Below are 17,786 nucleotides of genomic sequence, written 5' to 3'. Positions count from 1 at the left end.
CGAAGTCACCATGCGATAACTACCCTCAGTAAATGGGTTTTGAAAGTTAGTGTAGGTCTTTCGGAGGTAGGCGAAGCCCTTTCCTGTGCCGTTTTTCCAACTTTCTTTTCCGTTGTATTCGCTATATTTTGACTTTGGTTGAAAGCTGTTGCCGTCATTATCCACGATGGCTTCAAAGCTGTTCCAATCCCTTTCGCGCGGTATCAGCACGTTGGCTCCTGCTTGTTCGAGCATCGGAACCAAGAAAGGTAGCACATAACTCTGCGTATATAGGTCTTCAACGGTTTGTAAGAGGCGGCATCTTTGCCACTCCCAACGGTCTAATTTGGCTTCGTAATATCGTCCATGACTTTGCCACATCGCAATATGGCGGTTTGACAGCCCATATTTTGGATGGTTGGGCGATGTTAATTCTTGCACTAACGGCGTTTGGCAAGTAGGTGCAAAGACCGCAGAATTACTTTGAGCATGTATGCCAATGGTAAATAGCATACAACTTACATGAGCAGTAAGCGTCGCAATTGCTTTCATATAGATGTACGATTGTTTGGGTTTATTTTGTCGTTATTTTCGTCGAATCAACAAGCATAGTCCTAAGAAGGTAAACAATGCGTTGAAGATAAGTATCTCGTAGCTAAACTGATAGCCATTGAACCATTGCATGGAATGTTTGTCTAATATCAAACACAGCACAGGCGCAGCGATAGCCACCCATGGCACATAGCGGTCGTGTACTTGTTGTTTCATGATGATGCCAAAGGCGAACATTCCTAAGAGGGGGCCGTAGGTGTAGCTGGCCAGGGTGTAGACGGCATCTACCACACTGGTGCTGTTCAAGATGTTGATGGCGATGATGACCACACCCATCAGGATAGCCATTCCAAGGTGTACACGCTGCCGTAGGCTTTTCACACGCTTCTCACTCAGCGAGTGCCCACCTAAGATGTCGATTGTGAATGAGGTGGTGAGTGCTGTCAAGGCTGCTCCGGCAGCATTGTAGGCCGATGACGCCAGACCAACGATGAATAAGATGCCGACAATCATGGGGAGGTAAGGTCCTGTGGCGATAGCTGGGAACAATTTGTCACCTGTTTCTGACATCCCATGCTGTGCAGCAAAGAGGTACAGCAGCACACCAAGCATCAAAAAAGCGGAAACCACGACAAACTGAAGAATGATGCTGAAAATCATGTTCTTTTGTGATTCCCTGCTGTTGCGGCAACTCAAGTTGCGTTGCATCATATCTTGGTCAAGTCCGTTGGTGGCGATCATCGTAAAGATGCCCGCCAAAAATTGTTTGAAGAAAAACTGCTTATCGTTGGGATCATCAAAAAACAACATCTTGCTCATGCTGCTTTGTCCAATCGCGTGGAAGGTTCCGGTAAGCGAAAGCCCCATGTCTCGGGCGATGAAGTAAATACAGAGCGCCACCGAAATGATTAAACAACAGGTTTTGATGACATCTGCCCAGATCACCGATTTCACCCCTCCACGATGCGTGTACAGCCATACGAAGCCCACAGAGATAAAAACATTGACAATGAACGGAATACCCAGCGGGTCGAAAGCCAGCATTTGTAAAATAAAACACACCAGGAACAGACGCACCGCCGCTCCCAACATCTTACTGATGAAGAAGAACCAAGCTCCCGTATGGTAAGCCTTCAAGCCGAATCGATTGCTCAGATATTCGTACACCGAGGTAAGCTTCATGCGATAAAACAGTGGGGTTAAGACAAAGGCGATGATGAGTTGGCCGACAATGAATCCCATGACTAATTGCAAATAGCCAAACCCACTTTTGTTCACCATGCCAGGAACCGACACGTAGGTCACACCCGAAATGCTGGCACCAATCATGGCAAAGGCAACAACATACCATTTAGATTGTCGACTGCCCGAGAAGAAATCGGAGTTGGCTGTCGTTGATTTTCTAAACGACACGGCGAGTTGTAGGATGAAATAGATACCTACGGTGATGAGAATGATGATAGCGTTCATGTGGAAAGGATGGTTTTAGTTCATTCGCTTATTCTTGGTAAAGTAGATAGGGCCGCCGTTGTTGCTTGAATTGTTCAACGTCTTTCTGCCACTTAGCTTTGATTGTATCAGCGTCACAGCCACTCATAATCATCTCTCTGATGTAGCCTACGCCTGCCAGTTTTTCAAAGAAGGGCGTGAAGAACTTGCTGCTTATGTTTAGATTGCGGTATGCGTTGATAACATACGACAGGTCTATTCCTCGCCGCTGTATGAGTGCGGTGTCTGCCTTGCTCAAGTCAACGCCATGACACGTCTTCCCTAATTGCGGCGGATTCTTGGCGCCAGCCACGCTTTGCGGTGTGAAACTGTAGCCGTACCCTGTCATGTCAGGATGCCCGTACTGCTGAAAAGGCTTTGATGTGCCTCGTCCCAGACTCACATTCGTTCCCTCGAAGAAACATGTACTTGGGTAGAGATACACCGACTGCATGTTGGGAAGGTTGGGCGAAGGTGGGATGGGTAGCTCATATCGTGTCTGGTGCGTGTAGTTCTTGCAAGGGATGACGGTGAGCTTGCATTGGCGGTGATTGCTCAGCCACCCTTCTCCGTTGATCATTCGCGCCAATTCGCCCAAGGTCATTCCGTGAACGATGGGGATGGGTAGGGCACCCACGCCCGATTTGTACTTCATGTCCAGGATGGGGCCGTCTACATAAAAGCCATTCGGATTGGGACGATCTAAAACCAGTACCGGTGTCTTTACTTCCGCACAGGCATCCATGAGTTTGAGCATGGATATATAATAGGTGTAGAACCGCAGTCCTACGTCTTGTATGTCCACCACCAAGATGTCGGCATTTTTGAGAACTTGCAGGCTCGCTTTCCCCTTCTTTCCGTTGTACAACGAGTAGATTGGTACGCCTGTTTGCGCGTCCACGGAGTTGGTGACATGCTCACCGGCATCGGCTGTTCCCCTGAATCCGTGCTCGGGCGATATCACGCCAATGACCTTCATTCGGTAGTTGACCATGATATCCAGCAAGTGTTGATTGCCCACCATGCCGGTGTGGTTAGAGAACAAAACGATTTTCTTACCCTTTAGTAGCGGAAAGTAAAGATGTGTTTGCTCGGCTCCGGTAACGACGTGTGATGTTGAGCACCAACAGGTGGTGCTGAAAGAGCCTAAAAGCAGCAGTAGGGCAATCAGTTTTTTCATGTACTATGTTGATTTTTAGTTATGAGCAAAGATAGGTTATTTTTTTAGAATTAGAAATATAAAATCAGGAATATTCACTATAATTTGTATGATTTAACGCTTGGTATTGTTTGGGAATCGTTCCGAAACGGTTTGAGTGATTTTTCTAACAACAAATGGAAAGATTGAAAAACTCATGAAGTGAACATTTCACAGCATTACTCTTACTCCCTGGTAGTCTTTTATTTGTGACTGAATAACTGCATCACAATGGGTATTGTTCGGCGAAGAACGAAAAGTCTTGGCATCGTTTTCATGAAGGAGAGCGATGGTGAGGGCAAATTGAAAAAATCTTTGTAACTTTGCGGTTTCATGTAGCAAAACTAAGTAAAAGCACAATGAATTTGATAGCAGTGAGCGGTTCTGATCAAACAGAATGGGCTTTTGTTGAGCAAGACGAATTGGTTGACTTGCAAAAAACCGAAGGCCTGAATCCGTATTTTCAAACCCGCAGAGAGATGAGCAGGAGCATTCGGTTGGGTTTGGGTGAAGCCTACTTCAAGCGAAAGTTAGGTCACGTCTATTTTTATGGGGCCGGCTGTAATGGCGAGGATAGGAAGAGAATGGTGGGTCAGTCCTTGGTTGCACAGTTTAAGACACCGGTCACCGTGGAGAGCGACTTGCTGGGTGCCACCCGTTCCATGTGCATGGACACGGCGGGCATTGTGTGTATTCTGGGTACAGGCTCCAACTCGTGTTTCTATGATGGTGCTCACATCGTTAAAAATGTGCGTGCCGGCGGTTATATCTTGGGAGATGAAGGCAGCGCGTCGTCTATTGGACGCGCTTTTCTTTCGGATGTATTGAAAGAGTTGGCGCCTTCTGAACTGATCGCATCTTTTTATTTTCAGCATCAAACGACAGCCCATGAAGTGATGCGCACTGTTTATGATAAGCCGCTTCCACATTATTATTTATCCTCGATAGCAACTTTTTTGACCGATTATCAGCACACGGAATATGTGCGAGATTTGGTGACTGATAATTTTAAACTTTTCTTAACGCGCAATTTGTTCCAGTATGCGTATCATCAATATCCCGTGTATTTTACGGGAAAAACAGCTGTTACCTTTGCGCCCTTATTGCGAGCAGTTTGTCGTGAGGCGGGTTTCGAACCTGAAATGATTAACGATCATGTGGTTGAGGGACTGATGAAATATCACGCCACGCATCTGTTGACTGACCAGGGAACTTGATGCATCATGTGGCTTGGGCTATCCATTTGGTTACGAAGAAAAATCACACCTAACGTTCTCGTGTCGACATTTTTCTTGACAAACACCTCTTTATATTTCGCATATTTGTCAGCAGCGCTCCGTATCTTTCAAATAATGAAAATATAGAGCAAAAACGTTCTCTTCTGATAGACAGGTGATTACGGGATTTATGCGTTTCTACTGTACCTCATGTTCGCTTGATTTCACGTTTACAGCATGCCTTTTGCCGCCTTACCAGCTTGCTATAAGACTCTAAACCCATTTGCTTTGCCAGGCAAAAGCATGTTGATAGCCACCTTTACTCCATGCTATTGCTCAAATGGCCCTTTTACATTGCATTCGTAAGATATGATTGTCGCATGTTTACCTATTGTTTTTTTCTATTTCATCGATTTGCGAGTAGACTTTTTTTGTCATTTATTTGGACAAAATGCAACCTGTTCACGAAGAATTAGGTGCATAAACTTGTCCTCTAAACACCGTTTTAAACATTATTTATGAATTGAAAACATAAATTAATCTAAATAAAGTTTGTATTTTTGATGAGATATCACTACATTTGCCGCAGAAGTAATTATGGTGATGGAATGAATCAGACGCACCCCAAAAATTCTTCTAAGCGTTAACCTCTTACTGTGAATAATATTCAAAGTAGAATATATATATTTATTAACTTAAATTTTGGGTCTATGAAAACAAAAAATTATCTATGTGCGATACTTACGGTCGCCGGTAGTGCTTTTGCGTCCCAACCGATGTTGGCATCAGCAAGTGATTTGAACTTGCCTGGTGTGATGATGCAACAGCAAGCCGTTCGTGGTATTGTAACCGATGCCCATGGTGAACCGATTGTAGGTGCCACGATTGTTGTGGTTGGTAAAACCACAGGTGCCATTACGGACACAGACGGTCGTTTTACACTTTCTGTAGATGCTGGTACTCAACTTAAAATTTCTTACGTTGGGTACAAAACGGTAACTCTTCGCGCAAAAGACAACATGCGGGTAGCGCTTGAGGAAGATGCCGGACAGCTTTCCGAAGTAGTTGTTGTCGGTTATGGTACGCAGAAGAAAGCCAACCTGACAGGTGCGGTGGCTAATGTTGATGTAAAAGAAGCCATTGCCAGCAGGCCAATTACAGATGTAGGCAAAGCTTTACAGGGAGCTACGCCGGGATTGACCATTACCAATCGAATAGGAGGCGTAGGAACGGAATCTACCATTAAACTACGTGGTTCGATAGGTTCTTTAAATGCATCAAGCGGTACATCTCCTTTAATTTTGGTTGACAACGTTGAAGTACCCAGCTTGAATCTGGTCAATCCAGATGACATCGAAACCATATCTGTACTTAAGGATGCCTCATCGGCTTCTATTTATGGAACACGAGCAGCGTGGGGTGTTATCTTGATTACGACAAAACAAGGTGCTGCCAATGACAAAGTAAGAGTGTCTTATTCTAATAATTTTGCATGGAACACACCGACCGTCATGCCCAAATTGGCTTCCGCCTCTGATAATGCTGACTATATCTGGAGAATCATGCAGTCGGAAAAATTGACGCAGAAGTCCAATATTGGCTATACCATAGACCAATATGCTATCAAGAAAATCAAAGAATGGGAGCAGAAATACGGCGGTATGTCGCAAGATGCATTGGGAGAGATGCAGGAAGGCCGCGACTTTGAGATTGTTAATGGCAAAACGTATTTTTACCGTTCTTTCGACCCTGTGAAGGAATTCACCCACAAGTGGACACCACAACAAAATCACAGCTTGTCAATAACTGGAGGGAACAAGAACACGCAATATAATATCAGTTTGAGCCGTTTAGGTCAAAAAGGCGTTATGAAGTTCAACACTGACGAGTACGACAGATACACATTGCACAGTAATATTACTACGGCAATCACTAAATGGTGGAAAGTACGCTCTAACATATTGCTGACGCGTTCTAAAAAAGAGGAGCCTTACCGCTTTACATCCGGACAGTATGATGCTTGGTTCTATTTGTTGCGTTGGCCTCGTTGGTATCCTTACGCTGACTACAAAGGAAAGCCTTTCCGCTCGGCGGTAACAGATATCAAAAATGGTAATCGGGAAAGCGTCACCTCAACATACGTCCGTGCCAACCTGGGGACGGAGTTGAATCCAATGAAAAACCTGTCCGTCAATTTTGATTATACATTTTCGTATGCTAATGATGCGCAGAAGCGTAATGGAGGAAAAGTTTTTGCTTACGACATGTTTGCGACCTCTCCTTTCAACAGCTTTAAACAAATTTACCCCAGCTCTCATGATGCCGTAACACAAAACAGCATGTATACCACACAACATATTTTCAAAGGATATGTAACTTACCAGTTCGACTTGTTAGATAAGCATAATTTTAAGTTGATGGGTGGTTTTGATGCGGAAAAGCGTGAAAGTATAGGACATCACTCTAAACGGCAGGGATTGATAAGTCAAGACCTTCCTGAAATAGCACTTGCGTCGGGTGATCAGTATTCATTTGCAAAAGGATCAAGCTACCATGGTCATTTCGCAGCAGCAGGTTTCTTTGGGCGTATTAATTATGATTACATGCAAAGATATCTGTTCGAGCTGAATGCTCGTTATGATGGTTCGTCTCGTTTCCCCGTTGGAAAGAAGTTCGCTTTCTTCCCCTCTGCATCTGCAGGATGGCGTATGTCAGAAGAAAAATTCATGCATTGGGCATCGCCTGTGTTGTCTAATCTGAAATTGCGTGGATCGTGGGGTACCATAGGAAATCAAGATGTGGCACCTTATTCGTTTATGTCTGTAATGGAGATGAACTATTCGGGTTGGGTAGTCGGAGGTAAAAATATGGCTTCGCTGAGTACTCCTTCCGTTATATCTCCTACGTTAACATGGGAACGAGTTACAACGTTAGATTTCGGTGTTGATGCTGCATTTTTCGACAATGATTTGAAATTTACGTTTGATTGGTATCGTCGTGTAACATCTGACATGCACACCGCGGGAGAAGCCTTACCTGCTACGTTTGGAGCGAAAGTTCCAAAGGTTAATTACGGAGAACTTACGGGCACAGGTTTTGAATTGGGCGCTAATTATCAGCATTTATTCAAAAATGGCTTAGGTATTTCTTTGGGGGCAGCATTGTCTCATGTAACGGAAGAGATTACTAAATTTAACGCTCAAGACCGCAACATCTATGGCAATTACCAAGGTAAGAGGTTAGGCGAAATATGGGGCTATACATCCGATAGGTTGTTCCAAAAAGATGACTTTGACGAGAACGGTAAACTCAAAAAAGGTATCGCGTCGCAAGCCCTGTTTGAAAGTGGAAACTTCAAATTTGAACCTGGAGATGTAAAATACAAAGATTTAAATGATGACGGTAAAATAACATACGGCAAAAACACCGTTGAAGACCATGGAGATTTATCAGTTATTGGCAATGAGCTTCCAAATTTTGAATACAGTTTCAACTTAGGAGCATCATATAAAGGATTTGATGTCAGTCTTTTCTTCCAAGGTGTAGGAAAACGCGACTATTGGCCAACCGGTGCTGTGGGTATTGCAGCAGGTGGCTCTGGATATATGGATGCTGCCTTTGACCATCAAATGGATTATTGGACGCCCGAACATACTGATGCGTTCTATCCACGCCCCGTTAACATGGCATGGACATCAAATGGTAAAAGCTATTTGCGGCAGACTCGATTCTTAGAAGATATGTCTTATCTACGCTGTAAAAACATTACGGTGGGATATACGTTACCGGCAAAATGGGTACAAAAGGCCTATTTCCAAAGCTTTAGAATATATTTCAGTGGCGAAAACTTGTTTGAGTTTGATAACATGAAATTGCCGTTAGACCCTGAGTCAACAAATTATAAAGCTGGCTATGGTAACAGTAGCTGGTCGTTTGGTAGAAGCTATCCGTATACAAGGACATTGTCTTTTGGTGTACAAGCTGTATTCTAACTCTTAAAAAGCAAATAATATGAAAAAACAAATATTTGGATTGGGACTATTCCTGATATCCATTACATTCACATCATGTAATGATTTTCTGACCTTGGATCCACTGGATACCGTGAGCTATTCTCCAGATTTTTGGGATAAAGAGTCGAACATTCGGTTGTCGACATTAGATTTTTATACCACTTACTTCCCTGGGTATAGGTCGGGATGGTCGCGTGCTGATTGGTTTGCCGATACCAATGTAGCCGACTGGACAGACGACATAGCACAATTGAAAGCAACATTCTTTACAAAGGTCGCACCGGTATCAACAAGAGGTTCTGGTTGGGACTTTGATAACGTTCGTGCGTTAAACCTGCAAATACATAGCATTGAAAAGTCGGCCTTGAACGATGAAGCTAAGAAGCACTGGTTGGGCGTAAGTAGATTGTTGCGAGGTATGGAGTATGCGTCGTTAGTTGAAAAATTTGGAGACGTTCCTTATTATGCAGATACGATAGCGCAAAAAAATTATAATACACTTTACAAAGCACGGGATCCGCGAACGGTGGTAATGGATAAAGTGTTAGATGATTTCAATTTTGCTGTTGAAAATATTCGCGTATCCGATGGCAAGCCCGGATTGTCTATCAACAAAGATGTAGCAAGAGCTTTTGCGTCGCGCTTTATGTTGTTTGAGGGCACATGGCAAAAATATCGGGAAAAGAATAATGAAGCTGCAAAAAAATACTTGATGGCAGCGAAGAATTTTGCAGAGTCCATCATGAACGAGGGCAAATATAAATTGTGTAATAATTATAAAGATTTGACCACGTCTATCGATCTAGCCGGTAATCCGGAAGTCATTATGTACCGTGCTTATGTTGAGTCGATTGTAACACACAGTTTGATGGCATTCCAAAACACAGAACACGAGGAAAAGGCACCTTCAAAATCCTTGATCGACTCCTATCTAACCAAAAACGGTCTTCCTATAAGTCAAAGTGGTAACAATATGTTTAAGGGCGATAAATGGTTCTATGACGAAATCGCTGATCGTGACCCTCGCCTGTATGCCAATATTGATACGACGGGAATTTTTTTGACGGGTGTTGTAGATGTTTGGGCTGTTTCTGGATATTTTGGCAACCGCTTTGTAAACGAATCGCTAAAATACTTGCCTGGAGGTACAAGCAGCACTTGCATTACGGATGCTCCTGTTATGAAATACAATGAGGTGTTAATGAATTATATTGAGGCGGCTGCCGAGTTGTCTACTTTGGGCGCATACAATTTGACGCAAAAAGATTTTGATAAAACGATAAATGTTTTAAGAGATCGGCCGAGCACCTCTATGCCTCATGTAACTTTAGATGGTGGGCAATTGAAGGTAAACGGTGTTGTCATCAACGATCCTAAACGCGACGAAGATGTTTCGCAATTGTTGTGGGAGATACGTCGTGAGCGGAGAGTTGAGCTGGTTTTCGAAGGAATCAGGTTCAATGACTTGCGCCGTTGGAGTAAACTTAATTATGCTGACATGAGTCTGAATCCCGATTTGAATAGAGGGGCATGGGTAGATAAAGATAGATATGTACAATGGTATAATGCCAAATATCCGAATAAGAAACCGTTGACTGTTGAGAATTTGAAAGGCGTACATCTTGACGGAGGCGGAAACAGCGGGTACATTTTGCCAATCAAAGATAAGGGCAAAATGCGTACTTATTCAGAGAAAGACTACTTGTATCCTTTGCCCAAGGATCAAATCACATTGTATGAGTCTCGCGGATTTAAGCTTCCACAGAATCCTGGTTGGTAGACATGAATCCTGACTGAGAGATTTTAATCTTATTGCATAAGTCTTTAGTATAGCCACTTACCATTCTGTTCAAGTAAATATGAACCATCGGAATGGTGAGTGGTTTTTAATTTTATATCATCTATAAGGGAACCTGACAACTTACAATTGTTTGTAATTAGTTTTCATCAACTCAATGACAAACAATGGTATATATGCTACTCTCTCAGTAGTGCTTAACTCGAACTGGGATATTATTATCCAATTTCACCAAAGCTTTCGAATGTAAAACGGAAAAGAAAAAAGAGCTGTAATCAATGATTAACAGCTCTTTATCTAAATGTCGGGATTACTGGACTCGAACCAGCGACCTCGCGCCCCCCAGACGTGTGCGCTACCAACTGCGCCAAATCCCGATCATTTTCTAAAAGTGCTGCAAAGATAGTGACTTCATGGCATATCTGCAAATTTATGTTTCCTTTTTTTTGTTTTAAAATGTTTAATTTACATGGATTCATGTAGATATCGTATAAAAGCGTTTGCCTTTACTCATTTTTTTTAGTAACTTTGCATGAATCAATAGAGATTATTTTCATGCAACGATATACATATATTTTTCTGTTATTTTGCTTTACGTTTTTTTCTTGTAGTCAGGATGATGGGCTGGAGCGGAAAACGCAGAATGTGGTAGTGGATGAGGATGATGACGATACGCAGACGACAATTGATGATGAATATGTCTATCGACTGCCTATCATCTTCCACGTTTTGTACCAGAATGCTGAAGATGCCACACAATATGTCCCGGCTTCACGTTTGCAAGCCATTGTGAGGAATGTCAATGAGTTGTTTCAGGGTGGTGTCTATGGGAAGAGTGAGCGCATACGCGTGCATTTCTTTCTGGCACAATATGATGAATCAGGCAAGAAACTGGTAACCCCTGGAGTGGAATATGTGAAATATACCGGCGCTTATCCCATCAATCCCAAAGAGTTTATGAATGACAATTCGGGAAAGAATGTCAAATATATCTGGGATCCCAATGAATACATCAATGTGATGCTGTATCATTTCACGAAAGACAAAGATGGACAGACTTTGGGCGTTAGTCACTTACCGTATGTTTCAAAGAGCGATTCTACCATCTCTGGTCTTGAATCTGTTCGTCAAAAACATTTGACCAAGCGCAACTTGAACTATGCTTATTGCTCTTCCATCAACAGCACCTACATCAATTCAGAGTCTACTCGTTATACGCTGAGTGACAAAGGACGAAGGAGATATCAATATGTTTCCACCGATGTCAATGTGACCTTGGCGCACGAATTGGGTCATTACTTGGGACTATATCACACGTTTTCAGAGAACAAGGCTCATGGAGGTTATGAAGCCGTTGATGATTGTCACGACTCTGACCATTGCAAGGATACGCCTTCCTATAATAAGGTAGCGTATGATAGCTGGTTGAATGACTATTTGAAGAATGCTCCCAGCAAGAACATCGACATTAAAGAACTGGTGAAAAGGGAAAATTGTGAAGGACAACAGTTTGAATCAACTAACATCATGGACTATGCCATAGGATATGGTTTTTGCTTGTCACCTGACCAAAAACATCGTATTCGTCAGGTATTGTATTATAGTCCGTTGATTCCAGGCCCAAAGAAAAACAGGTCAACCAGCCGAGCTGCCAAGGAGGAGAGTGACGAGGTGTTAGACCTGCCCATACAAACAATTAACTAAAGGTAAAGATGACACAATATGAAATCACGGCACCCAGCCGTTTTAACCATACCATCAAGTTGCCTGCATCTAAAAGTGTGAGCAACAGAGCATTGATCATCAATGCTCTTTCGGGTGGAAAGATTAGTCCAGGGAATCTCTCTGATTGCGATGACACGCAAGTTGTCATTGACGCACTCAAGGACATGCCGCGGGTGATAGATGCCAAGGCGGCAGGTACAGCCATGCGATTCCTGACGGCTTACTTAGCTGTCCGTGGAGGAGAACATGTCATCACGGGAACTGAACGGATGAAACATCGTCCCATCGGGCCGTTGGTAAATGCTTTACGCTATTTTGGTGCGGATATTGAATATACCGAACAAGAAGGCTTTCCGCCACTTCGCATTCAAGGAAAACCTTTAAAAGGCGGTTATCTGGAGATGCCAGGCGATGTCAGTTCGCAATACATTTCGGCCTTGTTGATGATTGGACCCGTGTTGAAGGATGGACTCGAACTGAAACTGACGGGAACTTTGGCGTCGCGTTCCTATATCGACCTGACGCTATGGGTTATGCAACAGTTCGGCGCAGAGGCTGAATGGAGCGACATTGACACGCTTGCTGTCAAGCCAACTCCCTATCAACCGCACGAATATTACATAGAAAGTGATTGGAGTGCTGCTTCGTATTGGTATGAAATTTTGGCCTTATCCAGTCATCGCGACAACACGTTCATGTTGAAAGGACTTACCGATGGATCGAAACAAGGCGATTCTGTGGCGCGATATCTTTTCTCCCTGCTCAGTGTCAAGACTGCTGTAGAAGATGGTGAAGACCCGTGTACGGGGGGCATTCGTATCACGCGACATGTCAGGACGCTGCCGAAATTGGAATACGATTTTATTAATTCGCCTGACTTGGCACAGACATTCGCAGTATGCTGTGCGGTACTCGATATTCCATTTCTGTTTACGGGCTTGTCTTCTTTGCTGATCAAGGAAACAAATCGCATCGAAGCTTTGAAGACTGAGCTGCGCAAGTTGGGATATGTCATTAAGGATCAGAATGGGAGTGAGCTCTTCTGGGATGGTGAAAAATGCGAACCTACTTTTGAACCCATCGATACATACGAAGACCATCGCATGGCCATGGCCTTCACGCCAGCAGCGATTAAGTTCCCTGGTCTGCGTATCAATCATCCGGAAGTTGTATCAAAGTCTTACCCGCATTTTTGGGATGACATGCGTCATGCAGGTTTTCAGATAAAGGAAATCAATACGGTTCATCATATTTAGCCATTATGACAGTTATACTTATCCTATTGGGTTTAATCCTGTTGGCCGCTCTTTTTGGTATCTTTGCTACTAAACGTGGTGAGGACAAAGAACCAGTTCACATGCCAACCAGTTCATGTGCCACCTGCAATGGCGTTGACGAGATGTGTGAGCAAGTGTGTATGATGGAGGCTGCAACGAAGGATATCGAATACTTTGATGACGAAGAACTGGACCGCTTTAAAGGAAAACCGTCCGATCAGTTCACGGATGAGGAGGCCAATGAATTCGCCGAAGTGCTGTACTCCATGAAGCAAGAGGAAGTGAAGGATTGGAACAGAAGTCTTATATTGCGGGGCATCCATCTTCCTAACCAACTGAAAGACGAGGTCATCATGCTTATTTCCAATCATTAGCCATGAACATTCTGCATTATACTTTTTTTCAAAACGCCCTGTTAGGCTCACTTTTGGCCAGTATCGTGTGTGGTTTCATCGGTACTTACATTGTGACGCGCCGACTGGTGTTCATCAGTGGCGGCATTACGCATGCTTCGTTCGGCGGAATTGGCTTGGGGGTGTTCTTAGGTTTCAATCCCATCCTGTCGGCCATGCTGTTCGCCATCTTCAGTGCATGCGGCATTCAGTGGATGTCACATCGTAGTGATGCGCGTGAAGATTCTGCCATTGCTCTGTTCTGGACCTTCGGTATGAGCGTGGGTATCATCTGTTGTTTTTTAACACCGGGATTCATGCCCGACCTTCCCTCATTTCTTTTTGGTAACATTTTAACCATTTCCTATGGCGACCTGTTGTTGCTCGCCGTGCTTTCTTTGTTGTTGCTCGCTATATTCACACTGCTCTTTCGTCCTATCTTGAGCGTGGCTTTCGATGCATGTTTTGCCCGTTCACAAAAGCTCCCCGTATCAGCCATCGAATACATGATGATGATATTGATTGCCATGACCATCGTATCCACCCTCCGTATGGTTGGAGTTGTCTTGGCCATCAGTCTGTTGACCATTCCACAGATGACAGCCAATCTGTTTACATACAGCTATAAACGCATCATCGCATACAGCATTTTGGTGGGGTGGGTGGATTGTTTGTTGGGTTTGACATTCGGTTATTTGCTGAACATCCCGTCTGGAGCAGCCATCATTTTCGTCAGTATCCTTATTTATGCCTTGTTAAAGGCAATAAAAGTACTTATATTCAAGTTTAACCAACGTGAGGTCTCACCATCTTAAAAATATCACTTTGGCTGTGCCGTTGATAGCTTTATTGTTGTCATTGGCAGGTTGCTCTACGCAGAAAAACACTGCCAAGAGTAGATGGTGGCATTCGTTTACCGCTCGGTATAACATCTATTACAATGGTTCGGTAGCCTATATTGATGGCTCATTGGAGAAAGAGAATGGACATCGAGACAACTTTACCGAAATGCTTCCTCTCTATCCTGTTGGAAATAAAAAGAGCGGCGAGCTTGGTAAGGCTAACTTTGACCGCGCCATCGAGAAATCTCAGAAGGCAATCAAGTTGCATAGCATCAAGCGTAGGCCTGAGTGGAATCCAGGAAAGCGAAAGACAGCGAAAGATCGTGAGTGGCTGAGCCGGAAAGAATACAATCCTTTTTTATGGAAAGCGTGGATGCTCATGGGGCGTTCGCAATTTCATTCGGGTGCTTTTGATGAGGCTGCGTCAACCTTTTCATACATGAGTCGCCTGTATCAGTCGCAGCCTTCCATCTATGGTCGTGTACGAGCCTGGCTTGCTAAAAGCTATATTGAGCAAGATTGGTTGTACGATGCCGAAGACGTCATTCGCAACATGCAGCGCGATTCCATTCACTGGCAGGCACAAAAAGAATGGGATTATACCTATGCCGACTATTATCTACACACGAAGGAGTACGATAAAGCCATTCCTTACCTCCGCAAAGTCATCAAACACGAGATGCGTCGCAAGCAGAAAGCCCGCCAGTGGTTTCTGTTAGGGCAGCTCTATGAGGCTGTTGGAAACAAGGAACAGGCTTACAAGTCATACCAGCGAGTACTTAGACAGCATCCCCCTTACGAGGTTGAGTTCAACGCTCGTGTTGCCATGACCGAGGTGATGGCGGGTACACAAGCCAAGAAAATGATTGCCAAACTGCGTCGAATGGCAGTCAATGAAAATAATAAGGACTATCTGGATCAGGTTTATTATGCCATTGGTAATATTTATTTGGCCAAGAAAGATACCCTCCAAGCTATCGATGCGTATGAGAAGGGGAACAAAGGTGCTACCCGCAGCGGTATTGAAAAAGGTGTGTTACTGCTGAAACTCGGTGACCTTTATTGGGAACGTGAGAAATATAACGATGCCCAACGGTGTTATGGCGAAGCGATAGGATTGTTGGATAAAGAGCGTGAAGATTATGAAGAGCTGTCTTATCGCTCAAAAGTTCTTGATGAACTGGTGCCTTACACCGATGCTGTTGCGTTGCAAGATTCCCTGCAAGCACTGGCCAAACTGCCTAAACCAAAACTTTATGCAGCCATTGACCGTGTCATTGATGCGTTGAAAAAGAAAGAAAAAGAAGAGGCTGATCGCCTGGCTGAGCAGAATGGTCAAAACATGATGGCTGGAGGGGATGATAGTTATTTTGATAATCAAAGAACCACTCCTTACCGACCACCCACGCCAACCCCTCAAAAACAAGGTGACGGCCAATGGTATTTTTATAATCAAATGGCTGTTAACCAAGGCAAGACTGCTTTTGAAAGATTGTGGGGAAAGCGGGAAAACGTTGACAATTGGCAACGAACTAATAAAACGGTGGTGTCGTTTGGCGATACAAACCAGATGACAGAAGCGCAACTCGATTCCTTACAACAAGCGGAAGCGGTGACAGATTCACTCAGTCAGGTTTCCGATAGTGCCCAGAACGACCCTCACAAGCGTGCGTATTATTTGGCGCAGATACCGTTTACTGCCGAGCAAGTGGCGGCCAGCAATCTACAAATCATGGATGGATTATTTCATTCGGGTGTCATCTTTAAGGATAAACTGGACAATTTGAAGTTGAGTGAGAAGGCTCTGCGGCGGCTGGTTGACAGCTATCCTTCCTACGAACATATCGATGAAGCCTATTATCACCTGTTCCTGTTGTACTCAAGACTGGGGCAGTCGGGTGTTGCCGCTCGCTACATACAGCTGCTCAAGGCACAACATCCGAAAAGTGAGTGGACCGTTCTTCTCACCGACCCTCATTTCCGTGAGAACGCGCAGTTTGGTGTTCAGCTTGAGGATTCCCTCTATGCGGCCACCTACAATGCATTTAAGGCCGATCGCTACGATGAAGTGCGCAGCAATACGCATCTTTCATCAACCCGCTTTCCATTGGGTGCCAACCGTGACAAATTCCTTTTCATCGGCGGTTTAAGTAAGTTGAACAATGGTGATGCTGACGGCTGTTTGGCCGATATGCGGAAGCTGGTGGAACAATTCCCCGAGAGTAGTCTCAGCAACATGGCTGGCATGATTATCAATGGTGTACAGGCTGGCAGACGATTGCACGGTGGTAAGTTTGACATGGGCGAGGTGTGGTCGCGCCGTTCGGCTGTGTTGAGTGATAGTGACTCTATTGCAGCCCGTCAGTTCAGTAACGAGCGAAACACGGAGTTCACGTTCATGCTCGTCTATCATCCTGATTCTGTTCAAGAGAATCAATTGCTCTACCAAGTGGCCAAGTACAATTTTACCCGTTATGTGGTACGCAATTTTGATGTTACCATTGATGAAGATTCCGGTTTGCACTTGATGAAGATAGCCGGCTTCCGTAATTTTGACGAGGCTTTGCAGTATGCTCGTGCGTTCCATCGCCAAACCAACCTCACTTCTCTCGTGGGTAAGGCGCGTTCGTTTGTCATCAGCGATGCCAATCTTCAATTGTTGGGCACCACATTCAGCTATGATGATTATGACCGATATTATAGCAAGCACTTTGCACCATTGAAGATTAGTACGTTCCAATTGCTCACAGAACCACTTGAAGTACCTACCGAACCGCAGCGCAAGCCATCGGTAGAAGAGATAGACCACCTGCTGGATGATGGCACCTTTATAGATAATGGTCTCGAAATCGAGCCGATAGATCGTGGAACCATCGTTGTTCCGCAAGAGGATGAAACGAAGCAAAACGAACAGGGTGGCACGGTGATTCCTACTGAAACACCCTTGCCAAAGGCGCAAGACAAGACTGTTCCTCAGCGCGAAACCATTCTTCAGCTGCCTGCCGACCAGTCTAAAAAGCAGCAAACCACTCCTCGTGAGCAACCCTTAAAGGTGCCTAACGCCAAGACACCAGCCGTGAAGCCGAAAACGCAAGTGCAACCAAAGACGGTTCCCAATAAGCCACAGCCGCAACGTCCAGGTGAAACGATTATTTATTTTGAGAACAATTCTAAGGAAAAGTTTCAAAAGAACAATCAGAAAACACCCGCCAAACCGGCTTCTAAGGATGAAAAGGCAAAGAAAAAAGCTGAACCAAAGGTCATCGACTTAGGTGATGAATATTATGATTTAGAAGGATTTTAAT

At 44.2% G+C, this 17,786-nt stretch carries 10 protein-coding genes, 1 tRNA gene and 1 pseudogene; 8 read left to right on the top strand and 4 right to left on the bottom strand.

Translation table 11 applies throughout. The annotated features are described in order from the left end of the window. From HMPREF1254_RS10735 to HMPREF1254_RS10725, 3 genes and pseudogenes are all read right to left on the bottom strand, one after another. Positions 1–492 (bottom strand): annotated as a pseudogene (locus tag HMPREF1254_RS10735) (xanthan lyase); the annotation flags it as partial. 72 nt (positions 493–564) lie between these two features. Beyond that, a complete protein-coding gene (locus tag HMPREF1254_RS10730) occupies positions 565–2,001 on the bottom strand; it encodes a sodium:solute symporter (RefSeq protein ID WP_023058687.1) in 1,437 nt (478 codons plus the stop codon). A gap of 28 nt (positions 2,002–2,029) precedes the next feature. Continuing rightward, the gene (locus HMPREF1254_RS10725) at positions 2,030–3,199 is read right to left on the bottom strand and encodes an exo-beta-N-acetylmuramidase NamZ family protein (protein WP_023058690.1); all 1,170 of its coding nucleotides are present in this window, start codon (positions 3,197–3,199) and stop codon (positions 2,030–2,032) included. Between the two features lie 377 nt (positions 3,200–3,576). On the opposite strand from HMPREF1254_RS10725, the gene HMPREF1254_RS10720 reads away from it, so the two are divergent. The 3 genes from HMPREF1254_RS10720 (at position 3,577) to HMPREF1254_RS10710 (ending at position 10,227) form a co-directional block, all read left to right on the top strand. Continuing rightward, positions 3,577–4,434: an ATPase gene (locus HMPREF1254_RS10720; RefSeq protein WP_023058678.1), complete on the top strand. Its 858-nt coding sequence runs from the start codon at positions 3,577–3,579 to the stop codon at positions 4,432–4,434. A gap of 710 nt (positions 4,435–5,144) precedes the next feature. After that, complete coding sequence (locus HMPREF1254_RS10715; RefSeq protein ID WP_036891238.1) at positions 5,145–8,426, top strand: SusC/RagA family TonB-linked outer membrane protein; 3,282 nt, start codon at positions 5,145–5,147, stop codon at positions 8,424–8,426. A 19-nt stretch (positions 8,427–8,445) separates the two neighbouring features. Next, positions 8,446–10,227 (top strand): RagB/SusD family nutrient uptake outer membrane protein, encoded by a 1,782-nt coding sequence (locus tag HMPREF1254_RS10710; RefSeq protein ID WP_023058677.1) that lies wholly within the window; start codon positions 8,446–8,448, stop codon positions 10,225–10,227. 322 nt (positions 10,228–10,549) lie between these two features. Here the strand turns inward: HMPREF1254_RS10710 and HMPREF1254_RS10705 are convergent. Then, positions 10,550–10,622: transfer RNA gene (locus tag HMPREF1254_RS10705), tRNA-Pro, on the bottom strand. Positions 10,623–10,800: 178 nt separating this feature from the next. Here HMPREF1254_RS10705 and HMPREF1254_RS10700 point away from each other — a divergent pair. Genes HMPREF1254_RS10700 through porW form a run of 5 tightly spaced genes read left to right on the top strand, consistent with a single transcriptional unit; the run spans position 10,801 to position 17,785 of the window. Further along, entirely contained in the window at positions 10,801–11,949 is a 1,149-nt protein-coding gene (locus HMPREF1254_RS10700) for a zinc-dependent metalloproteinase lipoprotein (RefSeq protein ID WP_023058683.1), read from the top strand. A gap of 8 nt (positions 11,950–11,957) precedes the next feature. Next, positions 11,958–13,226: a 3-phosphoshikimate 1-carboxyvinyltransferase gene (locus HMPREF1254_RS10695; protein WP_023058695.1), complete on the top strand. Its 1,269-nt coding sequence runs from the start codon at positions 11,958–11,960 to the stop codon at positions 13,224–13,226. Positions 13,227–13,231: 5 nt separating this feature from the next. Beyond that, entirely contained in the window at positions 13,232–13,621 is a 390-nt protein-coding gene (locus HMPREF1254_RS10690; RefSeq protein WP_023058675.1) for a hypothetical protein, read from the top strand. Between the two features lie 2 nt (positions 13,622–13,623). Further along, entirely contained in the window at positions 13,624–14,454 is an 831-nt protein-coding gene (locus HMPREF1254_RS10685) for a metal ABC transporter permease (protein ID WP_023058672.1), read from the top strand. Then, a complete protein-coding gene (porW, locus tag HMPREF1254_RS10680) occupies positions 14,435–17,785 on the top strand; it encodes a type IX secretion system periplasmic lipoprotein PorW/SprE (protein ID WP_036891237.1) in 3,351 nt (1,116 codons plus the stop codon). The genes HMPREF1254_RS10685 and porW overlap by 20 nt, the downstream gene beginning before the upstream one ends. Position 17,786 lies beyond the last annotated feature (1 nt).

It is taken from the genome of Prevotella sp. BV3P1, assembly GCF_000479005.1.
Lineage (GTDB): Bacteria > Bacteroidota > Bacteroidia > Bacteroidales > Bacteroidaceae > Prevotella.
Note: the sequence above shows the minus strand (reverse complement) of the source record. Positions and strands in the feature narration are given on the sequence as shown.